The following is a 14,344-nucleotide window of genomic DNA, read 5'->3' as shown; positions in this document are numbered from 1 at the left end:
CGAAGAGACAAAGTTATACAAATTATAACTGATATTTACATAAGTTAACAAAAAATTTACATACAGCTAATTTTCTCTTAATAGTCTTCCATTAAATTTGATAGTGGGAAATGAATAACCTAATTAGGGGGACAAGACAGTGAAAAAGTTTGTGAAAAAAGCATGGCCATTTGCAGTTGTGGCATCATTAGCAGTTACTTCGGTAGCAACATGGAATTTTACTCGTTCTAGTGAGGTTAATGCAGATGAGAACGGAAGCAATGCAAAGATTAAAAATGTTATCGTATTAATTGGGGATGGTATGGGCCCTTCATATATGACGGCTCACCGTTATATGAAAGATAATCCAAAAACCTTTGAAATGGAATCTACAGAATTTGATAAGCATCTTGTAGGAACACAAAAAACATACCCAGAAGATGAGCATGAAAATATTACAGACTCTGCATCAGCAGCAACAGCTATGTCAGCAGGGATTAAAACATATAATGCTGCAATTGCAGTTGATAATGATAAAGCGGAAGTGAAAACGGTTCTTGAGCAAGCGAAAGAAAAAGGGAAATCAACGGGACTTGTTGCAACTTCTGAAATTACACATGCAACACCAGCTGCTTTCGGTGCGCATGACATTAGCCGTAAAAATATGGACGCAATTGCAAATGATTATTTTGATGAGAAAATTAAAGGGAAGCATAAAGTAGATGTTATGCTTGGCGGCGGCGTAAAGAACTTTGTTAGAAAAGATCGTAATCTTACAGAAGAGTTTAAGAAATCTGGTTATAGCTATGTAACGGATCGAGATCAATTGTTAAATGATAAAAATGATCAAATTCTTGGTTTATTTGCACCAGGTGGATTAGATAAAATGATTGACCGTAATGATAAAACACCTTCATTAGAAGAAATGACTAATGCAGCAATTGAGCGTTTGAACAAAAATAAAAATGGTTTCTTCTTAATGGTGGAAGGAAGTCAAATCGACTGGGCTGGACATGATAATGATATCGTTGGTGCAATGAGTGAAATGGAAGACTTCGAAAAAGCTTTCAAAGCAGCGATTGAGTTTGCGAAAAAAGATAAAAATACGTTAGTTGTTGCAACGGCAGACCACGCTACAGGTGGATTATCTTTAGGTGCCAATGGCGAGTATAACTTTAAAGTAGATCCAATTAAAGCTGCAAAACGCACACCAGACTTTATGGCAAATGAGATTGCAAAAGGTGCAAATGTAGAAGAAACATTGAAAAAGTATATTGATTTACAATTAACTCCAGAAGAAATTCAAGCTGTAAATGATATAGCTCCGTCAAAAGATGTAACAAAGATTGATAATGCAATTGAAGATATTTTCAATAAGCGCTCGGTTACAGGCTGGACAACTGGTGGACATACAGGGGAAGATGTGAACGTGTATGCATTTGGTCCAGGTAAATACTTATTCTCAGGCGTTCAGGAGAATACAAATATAGCGAAACGTGTCTTTGATATTGTTGGCGGCGGCGATCCGAATAAAGGAAGACGTTAATTAAGAGCGAAAGTGAGGCGAAATGCCTCACTTTTCTTTTTAGGAGTTGGGAATATGGAAAAAATATTTAGGAAATTAAGATTCCTTCTAGTATTTGTAGTATTACTAGTTGGATGTCAACAAGAAGAGAATAACGTAGAACAAAAATCTACTACTAAAAAAACTGAGGAAAAGGTACAAATAACAAAAGAAGAAGAGAAATCTATTCAAGATGTTATTACTACATTTGTGCGAACGACGAATGAAAAAAATCTTGCAGAACATATGGAGTTATTTTCAAAGAAGATGCCTAGTGCTGAAGACTTAAAAACACAAAAAGAAGCCGCATTTCAAAAGGGAAATAAGAAGATTGAATTGGAACATATAGATATGAAAGCTAGTAAAGTAGGGTATGTTATTGTTGAAACGAAAGAAAAGGAAGTAGACGATAGTGTCACTCTTCAAAAGAAAGTACAGTACGCTCTTGGAAAAGAAGATGAGAAATGGAAGATTGAAGAGGTTCGCACGATAGAGAAAAAATAACGTGAAACTTTAATAAGTGTGGGAGTCGCACTTTCCAAAAATGGTATAAAAAAAGGTTCTCATTGGCGAGAACCTTTTTTTATAGTGGTAGCATAATTTGATTTGAGCATGCCTCAATATCATCAATATCTTGACGAATTGTGGCCATTTTATTATCAAGATCTTCAGCTTTCATTGCTGCATCATGTAGTTCATCTTTTAAATACTCCGGTATTTTCCCTTCATATTTATAATAAAGTTTGTGTTCTAAACTTGCCCAAAAGTCCATTGCCAGTGTACGTAACTGAATTTCTGCAAATACATCTTTTGTACCAGAATTCAGTGATAAAGGATATTTAATAATCATGTGTAAACTTTTATAACCGTTTCCCTTTGGATTAGCGATATAATCTTTTACCTCTATGATTTCCATATCTTCACGCTTTTGAATGACTTCTTTTAAATGATAAATATCTTCTACGAAGCAACATGTAATACGAATACCAATAATATCTTGTAAATGCGTTTGAGCATTTTCAACTGTCGGTAATAAATTTTTACGTTCCAGCTTTTTAATAATACTTTCAGGTTGTTTTAGTCTTGTTTTTATATGTTCAAACGGGTTGTAATCCTCTAAAAATTGAGCTTCCCGGTTCATAATTTCAAATTTAGTTTTTAACTCTTCTAAAGCAAATGTATATGGTAATACAAAAGCTTTCCAGTAGTTAACTGTTGATTGATTATATTCCATTTTATATACACACCTTTTCCTATTTACAAGTGAGGTTGTTATTATACTAAATACCAAATCATATAAGCACAAGCGGCAAATGATGAGATCATAAAGCGATATTTAGTTTTCATACTTTCAACTCCTTTCGAGTAAGATTCTATATAAATAAACGTGATTGTTAATAAGTTCACTATGTACAATTTCTATAGTAATAGATTCGTGTGAATTTCGTATGAACTAATTGTTTCAGCTTTTTGTCTTTTTTGCTGTTAATCATAATTATTATTCGGATTTAAAGTGTTTTTATTTGATTTATCCATTTGTATAAATTAATGTATATTTAAATTTATAGTTATTAAGGAGGATATACGGTGAACTTTGAAGAATTAGCAATTGCTAGACGTTCTGCAATGAAATTTATACAAGGTATAGAAATCCCTGATGAGGATTTTAAAAAAATATTTGAGTTAACTAAGCTTTCTCCATCTTGCTATAATTTGCAGCACACACATTATGTTGTAATTCGTGATCAAGAGCGAAAAGAAAGATTAAAAGAATTAGCGTTCGGTCAATATAAAGTATCGAGTGCATCAGCGGTAGTGCTCGTTTGTGGTGATAAAAGAGCATACCAAAATGTTGAAAATATTTACTTCGGTATGAAAGTTTTAAAAATGATTGATGAATGCGAATATGAAGATACCATTAGGCAAACGAAAGGTTTATATGAAGGAAAGGGAGAGCGTTTCATGGAGGATGAAGCGATTAGAAATGCTTCGTTAAGTGCGATGACTTTTATGTACGCAGCTAAATATTATGGATATGATACATGTCCAATGATTGGTTTCGATGAAAAAGCAGTACAAAGTGAATTAAATATGCCAGAGCATGTAATACCTGTTTTAATGATTACGATAGGGAAAAGTGATACGACTAAAGTTCGTCCAAGAGGATATCGAAAGCCAATTAGTGAGTTTGTTACATACGAATCGTTTTAATAAAATTTATTTAACTATAAAAACAAGGGGATTCTAAATAGAATCTTCTTGTTTTTGCAATTGACAAATAGAATGAAGTTTTATAATATATAAATCGTAATCATTACGTTTTAGTTTGCGATCTTTGAAAGAAAGGAGAATTACCTATGCGTGTAAATATTACATTAGCTTGTACGGAGTGTGGTGATCGTAATTATATTTCTAAAAAAAATAAACGAAACAATCCAGAACGCATCGAACTAAAAAAATATTGTCCACGATTAAAGCGAGTAACGTTACATCGTGAGACGAAGTAGAAGACTAGAGATATCTCTAGTCTTTTTTTGTTAATAAGTTTTGGTTTTCTTTGCTATAATTACCTTAAATTGTAACGAAGGAGAGGGTATGGTGAATCAAAAAGATAAAGAAAGAAAAGAGCACGTAGCTCATATTATTGAAATTCCAGATGAATATAGGCTTGTTGTAGATGATCAAGAAGGGGTTGATGACCCGTATCATCTATTATGGTGGGGACATAAAGATGATGAGGAGAAACAGATACAAATTACATTAAATAGACATACTGGTAATTTAATTGAATTTAGGATAGATGATGGAAATTCTTTTTCGAGTGATAAGGGAGCGATAGAGGAGAATAAAGCAAGAGAGGTTGCAAATACATTCTTAAAAAAATATACAAAAGAAGAATATGAATTCTATACATATGTAACGGTTAAGGACGACAGGCGCGGTTGGAAAGAAGTAAATTATATGCAAGAAGTGAATAGCTATCCATTGCCGAATACTGGGTGTGTTGTGCAAGTGCACCCTTCAGGTAATGTTGTGCATTTTCATTACAATGGACAAAAAGCCATAGAGAAAAAACCGTTATGGCCAAGTGAAATTGTTGGGGAGAATATCGTTTTAGAAAATTTGAAAGCTAGACAAGATATGAGACTTGTATTTGTAGATTTAACATACTCTTCATGTGAGTATGAAAACGGGGAAGAAGTAAAAGGGTACCATCTTGTATATGAACCAGAGCCTAGTCATGCGTTTATTGATGCAAGTACAGGTAAAGATTTATATGGGCTAGAACACTATAAATTACCTTCTACAGTACTTGTTGATAAACCGCTAAAGAGTAGTCAAAAAAAAGATGTGTTTGATTTATTTGATTGGGACAAGGGGAAGTTTGTCAAAATAGATGAAAAAGTAGATGAGGATGAAGTCCGGATAAAATTTGTATTAAAAGAAGAATTACAAAAAGAAATAGAAGAGAAGGATTCATATTCAATGGATGAGTTTTATAAAAAACATTTTCCGATGTTGAAACATGATGAATTCGTTGTAATTACTCTAGATAAAGAAACAAATCAATTGCTTTCTTTTTTTATGTGGAAGGATGAGAAAAAAAGGAAAACAATCTTATCAAGAGAGCAATGTTTAAGCAAGGCACTTCAATTTTTAGAGCATATTATCCCAGATGCGACAAAGTATGTTCAACTTTGGGATAATTATGAGGAGGAAGAGGGGATAGAGAGGTTTTCCTTTTCAATCTATGTAAATGACATTCATGTAGAGCGGAAATATATTATGATCAACATCAATGCAGAAAATGGTGCTGTGATGCACTACTCTGGAGAGTCTGGCAACTTTATAAAAGAATTACTTACATATGAAACAACACCAAAAGTAACAAAAGAAAAAGCGTTAGAAATATACAGAGAGGCTATCCGAGTTAAATTAGAATGGTTTGTGGATCATGATGCAGAGGAAACGAAATACAAACTACTGTACAAACAAACGACAGATGAAAAACATAAAGAACCTTTTGATTGTAGTCGGGAAATTCGTTATATTGATGCCCAAACTGGGAGAAAGATTTGGAGTAAGTAAAATAAAAAGAGTTATTTTTCAAAGAAAATAACTCTTTTTATTTTTATAATTTGTCTGTTCGTTTTTCAAAATTAAATGTGATAGGAAGATTGGAAGAAGAATTATCACTTTTAAATGTTACTTTCCATTCTTTAGTATGGGCTTTAATTTCAAAATTAAGAAGATTCATCGCTCTACGTTTATCTATTTCTAAAAACATATTATGAATTTCTGGTTCTTGCTGTAAATTAAGAGCCTTTAGTGTGACTGTTAATGTGAAAAAATTTTGCCCTTCATATACTATTTTTGATATTTTTGTTTTTTGTGTATTTAACAGTATATAAAAACGGTCTGATGGAGTTAATTGTACAGAGTCATCAGTAATTTCATTCTCGCTATTATAAAGTTCAACTAAGAAAGATGTACTATGGGAAGAATGTTTTTTGCTTGTAATCTGTAATTCAGTAGGAATCATCGGTATTTCATAAAAATCATTCCTTATTATGTTATTGTAATCCTCTGAAAATTTACGGACTTCTTTTGGAAAAGAGTCTTCTTGTGTACTTAAAAAAGTTTTATGTTGCTTTGGAGTTTTTTTACTAAAATTTAATGTTTCTTTAAAGTAATAATTGGATCCAGTTAAAAATAAAAAACTACAAATTAATAAAAAAATTCGATACGGATTTTGAAAGTTAAAGAACAGTAGTATACATGTAATAAATCCAATTACATAGAAAATAAAGATAAGTAGTTCTAGTTTTGAGTGAAAGGAGAAACCATAATTATGAAAAAATTTCATTCCAATTATAATTTGAGCTCCAAAAAACAAAGAAATTCCAAATTGAAAAAATAATAAATCAGGCCCTCTCTTAATAACAAAAGTAATGAACGAAATGAAAAGTAAAAATACCCCTAAATAAATTGTTACATTTAATAATCGATCTAATGTAAGCATGAATAGTTTCCCCTTTAATAGCATATTCATATATAAATAACAATTTTATATAATTATAATATAACAATAAAATATTTTAAATGTTGGAAGTGTTGAGTTTTATAAATAAACTGTACAGACACAAACAACCTCAAGCCCACATACACATAATAAAGACCACTATTTTGGCGGAGGTGAAAGGTTTGAGTCTATTCGCCGCAATTGGATATATGGTTCGAGAAGTGTTTGTCTTTGTTTCTTATGTGAAAAATAATGCGTTTCCGCAGCCGTTATCATCAGATGATGAGAGAAAGTACTTAGAGTTAATGGAGCAAGGTGATGCTCAAGCGAGAAATCTTTTAATTGAACATAATTTACGGCTTGTAGCTCATATCGTTAAAAAATTTGAGAACACAGGAGAAGATGCAGAAGATTTAATTTCAATTGGTACAATCGGACTCATTAAAGCGATCGAGAGCTATTCTGCAGGAAAGGGAACGAAGCTTGCGACGTATGCAGCACGCTGTATTGAAAATGAAATTTTGATGCATTTACGTGTACTAAAGAAAACGAAAAAAGATGTTTCACTTCATGATCCGATCGGGCAAGATAAAGAGGGCAATGAAATATCGCTTATTGATATATTAAAATCAGAGTCTGAAGATGTAATTGATATGATTCAGCTTAGTATGGAGTTAGAAAAAATTAAAGAGTATATCGATATTTTAGACGAAAGAGAAAAAGAAGTGATTGTGAAACGTTTTGGACTTGGGCTAGATAAGGAGAAAACACAGCGGGAAATAGCTAAGGCGCTTGGCATTTCTAGAAGTTACGTATCACGGATCGAAAAGCGTGCTTTAATGAAAATGTTCCACGAGTTTGTAAGGGCAGAGAAAGAGAAAAAAGCGAAAGAGTAAAGTGTATTAGAAGCAGCCATATTTTAAAATGGGCTGCTTTTCTTATTGTAAATAAGAAAAGAAAACGCGTTATGCTAAGAAGAAATACATGTTCACTGTTGAAAATGACGGATTCTATCTGTAATATTAGAAGGTGCTAAATAATTTAAGAATAATACCATACTTAGTTTTCTGTATGTATAATAAGGCTGCTTTATATGATATGTGGGAATAAGAACCAATTTTACGTATGATATAGAAAGAAAATAAGGGAAAACTAAAGTTATAGACTGATTAGGGGGTTTCGCAATTTGCGACGTACATTATATCGACTTATGATAGAACTTACAAATGGTCGCTTTACTTCTTATATATTACGTAAATTTGCACAATCTCGTTTGAGCTCTATCATTATTCCATCGTATGCGAAAGTTTTTCAAATTAATCAAGATGAGATGGAAAAGGGTTTGAAGGAATATAGAACATTGCATGAATTATTTACGCGTAAGCTAAAAGAAGGAAAGCGTAGTATTGATACAGATGCATCGAGTATCGTTAGTCCTGTTGATGGTGTTTTTGCAGATCATGGTCCTATTGAGGATACAAAAACATTTGATATTAAAGGAAAGCGCTATTCAATTGTGGATATGCTAGGTAATGAAGAACGTGCAACGCGATATGCAGGCGGTACATATATGGTAATTTATTTGAGTCCAAGTCACTATCATCGCATTCATAGTCCGCTTTCTGGTTCTGTGACTGAAAGATTTGTACTCGGTAGAAAATCGTATCCGGTAAATGCAGCTGGTATGGAATACGGGAAAGAACCGCTGTCAAAAAATTATCGTTCTGTTACAGAAGTAAGCAGTGATGGCGAACATATGGCTCTTGTAAAAGTAGGGGCCATGTTTGTTAATAGTATTGAGCTTTTGCATGAGAGAGACACTGTTCAAAAAGGTGAAGAAATGGCATACTTTACATTTGGTTCAACAGTTGTGTTATTGTTTGAAAAAGATATGATAGAAGTAGTGCAGGAATTAAAGAGTGGACAAGAGCTGCGTCTTGGTGAAAAAATAGCTACTCGATTAGCTCATAAATAAAGAAAAGCTTTTATAACCGTAAGTAAGAGTTATGGGCAAAGATACTTAATGATGAAATCCCCTAGATGGGAGTACTTGTTTATTCGAGAGCCATCGTAGGATGGCTCTTTTTACAGGGCATTCAATAATGTATCCTGTAACTGTTTGATTGGTACGGGCTGATTAAACTTTCACTTTATATGTAATCAAGAAGATTTGACAAGCTTGTCCTCTAATGAGCGTCTAATGATTTCTTGTTTTATAAGTAAAATGAAGTCGGGATTTAATTTTAGTTCTTTTGCTTTATAATAAGACTCAGTGAGTAACTCAGTGGATAACTGTTCCATATGTTTTGTTTTCAAGGTGAGTCACCTCCTAATAATATAAGGATTGATTCGTTGATGCATTTAATGTACCAAAAAAGTATGACAGTCACAAACGAGTGGTTATCCACATACCTAGGTGGATAAAGTGTGTATAGTTTGTTAGTAAATTCCAAATTAACTGAAAGATTAATGTGGAAAATGTGTACAATTTTATCCACAGGTTATATATCGAAAAATGTTGTCGAAAAATTTTATGAAAAATCCTCAAAGAGGTGAAAGAAATTGAAGCTATTTTTACCAAATGAATACGTGAAAAATGTATATCATGTTCAACCAGAAGATTTAAAAAAACGTGGGATTAAAGGTGTTATTACTGATTTAGATAACACTTTAATTGAATGGGATCGTCCAAATGCAACCCCGCAACTTGAAGAATGGTTCTTAAAAATGAAAGAGCAAGGCATCCAAGTAACGGTTGTTTCAAATAATAATGAGCAACGTGTAAAAGATTTTGCTGACCCATTAGGTATTCCATTTATTCATAGTGCACGTAAACCATTTGTTCGAGCGTTTAAGCGTGCGATACAAGAGATGCATCTGCAGGCAGAGGAAGTTGTAGTAATTGGAGATCAGTTACTGACTGATGTGCTTGGTGGAAACCGAGTAGGGCTTCATACAATTTTAGTTGTACCGGTAGCACAAACGGACGGATTAGTGACGCGCTTTAATCGGAAAATTGAACGAAGAATCATGAAAAATATGAAGAAAAAAGGTTTAATTAACTGGGAGGAATAAAGTTTGACTGAAACAATTAAATGTATTGGTTGCGGTGTAGAAATTCAAACAGAAAATAAAAACGAAGTGGGGTATGCTCCTACCTCATCTTTAGAGAAAGAACAAGTCATTTGTCAACGTTGTTTTCGCTTGAAGCATTACAATGAAATTCAAGATGTATCGTTAACAGATGATGACTTCCTACGCATTTTAAATGGAATTGGAAAATCAGATGCATTAGTAGTCAAAATTGTAGATATTTTTGATTTTAATGGTAGCTGGTTACCTGGCTTACATCGTTTCGTAGGAAATAATAAAGTATTACTTGTTGGAAATAAAGCTGATTTAATTCCAAAGTCAGTAAAACATGATAAAGTAAAGCATTGGATGCGCTATAGTGCAAAGCAGCTAGGATTAAAACCAGAAGATGTCTTTTTAATTAGTGCAGCGAAGGGACAAGGAATTGCTGAACTAGCAGATGCTATTGAGTATTATCGCGGCGGCAAAGATGTTTATGTTGTTGGATGTACGAATGTAGGGAAATCGACATTTATTAATCGTATGATTAAAGAATTTAGTGATGAGACTGAAAATGTAATTACAACATCTCATTTCCCAGGAACAACACTGGATTTAATTGATATTCCATTAGACGAAGAATCTTCTTTATATGATACGCCAGGTATTATTAACCACCACCAAATGGCTCATTATGTTGGGAAGCAAAGCTTAAAGCTTATTACACCAACAAAAGAAATTAAGCCGATGGTATTCCAATTAAATGAAGAACAAACGTTATTCTTTAGTGGATTGGCACGTTTTGATTATGTAAGTGGTGGTCGTCGTGCGTTTACTTGTCACTTCTCGAATCGTTTAACAATCCATCGTACAAAGCTTGAGAAAGCAGATGAATTATATAAAAATCATGCTGGAGATTTACTAAGCCCGCCAACACCAGAAGAATTAGCAAATATGCCTGAGTTAGTGAAATACGAATTTAATATTCGTGAACCAAAGACGGATGTTGTATTCTCTGGATTAGGATGGGTTACTGTGAACGAACCAGGCGCGAAAATTGTTGCACACGTACCAAAAGGAGTAAGTGTTTCACTACGTAAATCTTTAATTTAATATGGAGAGGGATTTATGAAACAATTATATGGTGTAATCGGAAATCCAATTGGACATTCATTATCACCCGTTATGCATAACGATGCATTTGAACACTTGAATATGGATGCCCATTATCATGCATTCCTTGTTGAAGAGGAAGCGCTAGGGGAAGCAGTAAGAGGTTTAAAAGCATTAGGTATTTCAGGATTTAATGTAACAACTCCGCACAAGGTTGCTATCATGGAGTATTTGGATGAGATTGATCCATTGGCAAGGAAAATCGGTGCAGTAAATACAGTGGTTCATAAGAATGGAAGGTTAATTGGCTACAACACAGATGGAATTGGTTTTGTTCGAGCGCTGCAGTCAATTAGTAATGAACCACTTCAAGGGAAACGTATTTTGTTACTTGGTGCAGGTGGTGCTAGCCGAGCTATTTATTTTTCTCTTGCTGATGTAGGTGTAAAAGAGATTGATGTAGCCAATCGTACAGTAGATAAGGCGAAAGAACTTATTGCTGCACGTACGGCCGATGTTAATTCTGTTGCTTTGTCGTTAGAAAAAGCGACAGAAGAACAAGGAAATTATGATATTATCATTCAGACGACAACGATAGGTATGCATCCACACGTCGAACATACGCCATTACAAATGTGTTCGTTAAAAAAAGGAACGATTGTATCAGATATAATTTATAATCCATTTGAAACGAAAATTTTATGTGAGGCAAAAGAGCAGGGTGCAATCATTCAAAATGGTATTGATATGTTTGTTTATCAAGGAGCACTTGCATTTGAAATGTGGACAGGACGTGTACCAAATATTGATCGAATGAAACAATTAGTTATAGAAAAGCTTGGAGGCTAACATATATGTTAACAGGAAAACAAAAAAGATTTTTACGTGCACAAGCACATCATTTAACACCAATTTTTCAAGTAGGAAAAGGCGGAGTAAATGAAAATATGGTAAAACAAATTGGAGAAGCGTTAGAAGTTCGTGAACTATTTAAAGTGAGTGTATTACAAAACTGTGAATTTGATCGCCGTGAGGTTGCGGAAGAACTTGCAAAAGGTGCACGTGCTGAAATCGTTCAAGTAATTGGAAGTACAATCGTTTTATACAAAGAATCAAGAGAAAATAAACAAATTAAGCTTCCTCGATAAAAAGATTAGCATGCGCTATTTTTTATCGCTGATGCGTAATGATGTAGAGAGCGAAACCAATTGAACTTTTATTAATAGCAACTCTCTTCGTTCCTAACCAAGGAGAGTTGCTGTATGTAAAAGGAAGGGGCGTTTCTTTTGAGGAAAATTGGCATCATTGGCGGTACATTTGATCCGCCTCACTATGGACATTTGCTAATTGCAAATGAAGTATATCACGCTTTGGAATTGGAAGAAGTATGGTTCTTGCCAAACCAGATTCCGCCACATAAACAAGGACGTAATATTACAAGTATAGAAAGTCGTTTACATATGTTAGAGCTTGCGACTGAGGCAGAAGAACACTTTTCTATTTGTTTAGAAGAGCTAAGCAGGAAGGGCCCATCTTATACGTATGACACTATGTTACAATTGACGAAGAAGTATCCGGATGTGCAGTTTCACTTTATTATCGGTGGGGATATGGTTGAGTATTTACCGAAGTGGTATAACATTGAAGCTTTACTTAATCTTGTAACATTTGTTGGAGTTGCAAGACCTGGGTATACATTGCATACACCATATAAGATTACTACAGTGGAAATTCCGGAATTTGCAGTTTCTTCATCCTTATTACGTGAGAGATATAAGGAGAAGAAAACGTGTAAATATTTACTTCCTGAAAAAGTACAGGTATATATCGAGAGGAATGGGTTGTATGAATCGTGAGAATGCACTTCATATTGTCAAACAACAAATGCATGAAAAACGTTATATACACACAATTGGTGTAATGGAGACAGCGATTGAGCTTGCTAAGTTATACGGTGTGGACGAGAAAAAAGCAGAGATGGCAGCTATATTCCATGATTATGCGAAATGTAGAGCAATTTCAGAGATGGAAGAGATTATTAAACGTGAAGATTTGCCGAAAGATTTACTTTGCTATAATAAAGAGTTGTGGCATGCGCCTGTTGGGGCATACTTAGTAGAAAAAGAGGTAGGCATTACGGATTCTGAAATATTGCAAGCTATTACATATCATACAAGTGGTCATGAGAACATGACGATGTTAGATAAAGTGATTTATGTAGCTGATTACATTGAGCCAGGGCGAAAGTTTCCAGGTGTGGAAGAGGCTCGTAAACTCGCATATACGGATATAAATCAAGCTTTATTATTTGCCTTAAAGAGAACAATTCAATTTTTAATGGAAAAAAATCAGACGATTTATCCATTAACATTCCAAACATACAATGCAGTTATCAAGGAGGAAATGAGTAAATGAACGATAAAGATTTATTAGTGTTAGCGGCAAAAGCAGCTGATGATAAAAGAGCAGAAGATATGGTTGTCCTAAATATGCAAGGTATTTCACCAATTGCAGATTATTTCATTATTTGTCACGGTAATTCAGATAAACAAGTGCAAGCAATTGCACGTGAAATTAAATCAAAAGCACATGAGTTCCAAATCGACGTACAACGTATGGAAGGTTTTGACGAAGCACGTTGGGTATTAGTTGATCTTGGAGATGTAGTTGCCCATGTATTCCATAAAGATGAGCGTAATCACTATAATTTAGAGCGTCTATGGGGCGATGTGCCACGTGAAGATATAACAGAAGAGCTAGGCCAATGAAATACGAACAATTTGCATTGTTGTACGACGAACTGATGAATGATGTCCCTTATGATAAATGGGTAGAATTCACAGAGGAAAGCCTGCAGCAGGCAGATATGAAAGAGGCAAAAATTCTTGATGTAGCATGCGGTACGGGTAATGTAACCCTTCCGCTTGTGCAAAAGGGTTACGATTTAATAGGTGTCGATCTTTCAGAAGAAATGTTAACAGTCGCTCAGCAAAAACTAGGAGGAGAGGGATACTTTATTCCTTTTTACCAACAAGACATGCGAGAGCTTGATGTTCCAGGTGAGTTTGACTGTGTCACTATCTTTTGTGATTCATTAAATTATGTATTGCAAGAAGATGGAGTACAAGAAACATTTAGAAGAGTGTTTCACCATTTGCGTCAAGATGGTTTGTTTTTATTTGATGTACATTCTTTATATAAAATACATCATGTATTTCAAAATGAAACGTATACAGTGAATGGAGAAGAAATATCTCTTATTTGGAATTGCTTCCCTGGTGAAGAATCAAATAGTGTAGAGCATGATTTGACATTCTTTGTTCAAGATCCGGAAGAAGATGTGTACCATCGGTTTGACGAATGTCACGTGCAACGTGCATATCAAGTGGAAGAGTTAACGAAATGGCTTGAAGAAGCAGGTTTTACAGTTCTTCGTGTAACAGGTGATTTTGAGCGACTTGAAGTTACAGAACAAACAGAGCGTATTTTCTTCATGGCGAAGAAAAACGGATAAAACAAATAAAACAAATAAAATAAATAAAACAAAAGCAACCGAGAAGGTTGCTTTTGTTTTATAAAGAAGATGTATTTTT

Annotated in this window: 18 protein-coding genes; 15 read left to right on the top strand and 3 right to left on the bottom strand. The window is 34.1% G+C overall.

All coding sequences use genetic code 11. The features are described 5' to 3' along the window. Positions 1–139: 139 nt before the first annotated feature. Together QCI81_RS08715 and QCI81_RS08710 are read left to right on the top strand one after the other, a co-directional pair. Complete coding sequence (locus QCI81_RS08715; protein WP_000714908.1) at positions 140–1,525, top strand: alkaline phosphatase; 1,386 nt, start codon at positions 140–142, stop codon at positions 1,523–1,525. Positions 1,526–1,579: 54 nt separating this feature from the next. Continuing rightward, entirely contained in the window at positions 1,580–2,047 is a 468-nt protein-coding gene (locus QCI81_RS08710; RefSeq protein ID WP_071729627.1) for a hypothetical protein, read from the top strand. A 79-nt stretch (positions 2,048–2,126) separates the two neighbouring features. Here the strand turns inward: QCI81_RS08710 and QCI81_RS08705 are convergent, their stop codons facing one another. Continuing rightward, a complete protein-coding gene (locus QCI81_RS08705) occupies positions 2,127–2,777 on the bottom strand; it encodes a GTP pyrophosphokinase (protein ID WP_000456213.1) in 651 nt (216 codons plus the stop codon). Positions 2,778–3,130: 353 nt separating this feature from the next. On the opposite strand from QCI81_RS08705, the gene QCI81_RS08700 reads away from it, so the two are divergent. The 3 genes from QCI81_RS08700 (at position 3,131) to QCI81_RS08690 (ending at position 5,632) form a co-directional block, all read left to right on the top strand. Next, entirely contained in the window at positions 3,131–3,754 is a 624-nt protein-coding gene (locus QCI81_RS08700; RefSeq protein ID WP_001008498.1) for a nitroreductase family protein, read from the top strand. 146 nt (positions 3,755–3,900) lie between these two features. Next, a complete protein-coding gene (gene rpmG, locus QCI81_RS08695) occupies positions 3,901–4,050 on the top strand; it encodes a 50S ribosomal protein L33 (protein ID WP_001265617.1) in 150 nt (49 codons plus the stop codon). Positions 4,051–4,138: 88 nt separating this feature from the next. Next, positions 4,139–5,632, top strand: a complete 1,494-nt coding sequence (locus QCI81_RS08690; protein WP_071729629.1) for a YcdB/YcdC domain-containing protein — start codon at positions 4,139–4,141, stop codon at positions 5,630–5,632. A gap of 43 nt (positions 5,633–5,675) precedes the next feature. Here QCI81_RS08690 and QCI81_RS08685 read toward each other — a convergent pair whose 3' ends face one another. Then, entirely contained in the window at positions 5,676–6,596 is a 921-nt protein-coding gene (locus QCI81_RS08685) for a hypothetical protein (RefSeq protein ID WP_003271732.1), read from the bottom strand. 152 nt (positions 6,597–6,748) lie between these two features. Here QCI81_RS08685 and sigK point away from each other — a divergent pair, with 152 nt between their 5' ends. Then, positions 6,749–7,462, top strand: coding sequence for an RNA polymerase sporulation sigma factor SigK (sigK, locus tag QCI81_RS08680; protein ID WP_000051382.1), 714 nt, complete (start codon positions 6,749–6,751; stop codon positions 7,460–7,462). A 290-nt stretch (positions 7,463–7,752) separates the two neighbouring features. After that, positions 7,753–8,541, top strand: a complete 789-nt coding sequence (locus tag QCI81_RS08675; protein WP_001255000.1) for a phosphatidylserine decarboxylase — start codon at positions 7,753–7,755, stop codon at positions 8,539–8,541. A 185-nt stretch (positions 8,542–8,726) separates the two neighbouring features. Here QCI81_RS08675 and sda read toward each other — a convergent pair whose 3' ends face one another. Then, entirely contained in the window at positions 8,727–8,882 is a 156-nt protein-coding gene (gene sda, locus QCI81_RS08670; protein WP_000850094.1) for a sporulation histidine kinase inhibitor Sda, read from the bottom strand. 246 nt (positions 8,883–9,128) lie between these two features. On the opposite strand from sda, the gene QCI81_RS08665 reads away from it, so the two are divergent. The 8 genes from QCI81_RS08665 (at position 9,129) to QCI81_RS08630 (ending at position 14,265) form a co-directional block, all read left to right on the top strand. After that, complete coding sequence (locus tag QCI81_RS08665) at positions 9,129–9,641, top strand: YqeG family HAD IIIA-type phosphatase (RefSeq protein ID WP_000765307.1); 513 nt, start codon at positions 9,129–9,131, stop codon at positions 9,639–9,641. A gap of 3 nt (positions 9,642–9,644) precedes the next feature. Beyond that, positions 9,645–10,751 (top strand): ribosome biogenesis GTPase YqeH, encoded by a 1,107-nt coding sequence (gene yqeH / locus QCI81_RS08660; RefSeq protein ID WP_000140807.1) that lies wholly within the window; start codon positions 9,645–9,647, stop codon positions 10,749–10,751. 15 nt (positions 10,752–10,766) lie between these two features. Then, positions 10,767–11,600: a shikimate dehydrogenase gene (aroE, locus tag QCI81_RS08655; RefSeq protein WP_000812072.1), complete on the top strand. Its 834-nt coding sequence runs from the start codon at positions 10,767–10,769 to the stop codon at positions 11,598–11,600. Between the two features lie 5 nt (positions 11,601–11,605). Next, positions 11,606–11,899 (top strand): ribosome assembly RNA-binding protein YhbY, encoded by a 294-nt coding sequence (gene yhbY / locus QCI81_RS08650; RefSeq protein ID WP_000955227.1) that lies wholly within the window; start codon positions 11,606–11,608, stop codon positions 11,897–11,899. 138 nt (positions 11,900–12,037) lie between these two features. After that, positions 12,038–12,607 (top strand): nicotinate-nucleotide adenylyltransferase, encoded by a 570-nt coding sequence (gene nadD, locus QCI81_RS08645; RefSeq protein ID WP_001226037.1) that lies wholly within the window; start codon positions 12,038–12,040, stop codon positions 12,605–12,607. After that, a complete protein-coding gene (gene yqeK / locus QCI81_RS08640; RefSeq protein ID WP_001078478.1) occupies positions 12,597–13,166 on the top strand; it encodes a bis(5'-nucleosyl)-tetraphosphatase (symmetrical) YqeK in 570 nt (189 codons plus the stop codon). Before nadD ends, yqeK begins: the two co-directional genes overlap by 11 nt. Continuing rightward, positions 13,163–13,519, top strand: a complete 357-nt coding sequence (gene rsfS / locus QCI81_RS08635; protein WP_000998173.1) for a ribosome silencing factor — start codon at positions 13,163–13,165, stop codon at positions 13,517–13,519. Before yqeK ends, rsfS begins: the two co-directional genes overlap by 4 nt. Further along, positions 13,516–14,265, top strand: coding sequence for a class I SAM-dependent methyltransferase (locus QCI81_RS08630; RefSeq protein WP_000873069.1), 750 nt, complete (start codon positions 13,516–13,518; stop codon positions 14,263–14,265). Before rsfS ends, QCI81_RS08630 begins: the two co-directional genes overlap by 4 nt. Positions 14,266–14,344 lie beyond the last annotated feature (79 nt).

This window comes from Bacillus cereus group sp. MG20 (assembly GCF_040459885.1).
GTDB lineage: Bacteria > Bacillota > Bacilli > Bacillales > Bacillaceae_G > Bacillus_A > Bacillus_A cereus.
The sequence above is the reverse complement of the archived record's forward strand: the minus strand, read 5'-3'. Positions and strand labels throughout refer to the sequence as shown.